The organism is Peptococcus simiae (assembly GCF_046569735.1).
Lineage (GTDB): Bacteria > Bacillota > Peptococcia > Peptococcales > Peptococcaceae > Peptococcus > Peptococcus simiae_A.
Window position 1 is genome coordinate 1 of record NZ_JBKICG010000045.1, and the last position, 606, is coordinate 606.

Sequence of the window (606 nt, forward strand, 5' to 3'; positions counted from 1 at the left end):
CAACGGGCCCATGAATCCACGCTTGAATTTCCTCTTTGAAAAAAGGCGTGCCATCATACAGCGCACAATACCAAGCCTGAGCATAATAGCATAATTTCTGTATTTTTTTGTGAGTCATACTGTCTTTGCTTAAAAACCAGTTAGCCACATCTATAACATTTTTCATTTGCTTTCTCCCTCCCTTAATCAGGCGAATTAGAAAAACTTTCATTACCTATATTATACAATGTATAATACCAAAGGACAAACTTTTCTTTTTCCACGCTCTCCCCTATCACTAGCAACCTCTCCCTCACTCAAACACTACATATAGCAATCTTAATTGGTTAGTTGACTACATCTAGTATGCGTGGTATTATATACCTAACGAATAATCGCCAACCAAGCAAAGGAGGATTACCCATGAAAGGAAGCCTAACTAAAAAAGCAACAGCAGCTGTATTAGCAGTAGCCCTCTTGGCCAGTGCTAGCCCTGTACAGGCAGCAGAAAGCCATGCCAGAGACATTACCATTACTGTAGACGGACGGACAATCCCTCAGACTGACCAGAAGGCCTTTATTAAGGATAGCCGGACCATGGTCCCCTTACGGACCGTCATGGAAGGT

Annotated in this window: 2 protein-coding genes; one reads left to right on the forward strand and one right to left on the reverse strand. The window is 42.2% G+C overall.

Annotated features, from left to right (window positions below; genetic code table 11):
- On the reverse strand, positions 1-211 hold a 211-nt coding region (locus ACLGL1_RS09780), incomplete at its 3' end, for a Panacea domain-containing protein (protein ID WP_411008484.1).
- 191 nt (positions 212-402) lie between these two features.
- Between ACLGL1_RS09780 and ACLGL1_RS09785 the strand changes: the two genes are divergently transcribed.
- A partial coding sequence (locus ACLGL1_RS09785; RefSeq protein WP_411008485.1) for a stalk domain-containing protein occupies positions 403-606 on the forward strand: 204 nt, incomplete at its 3' end.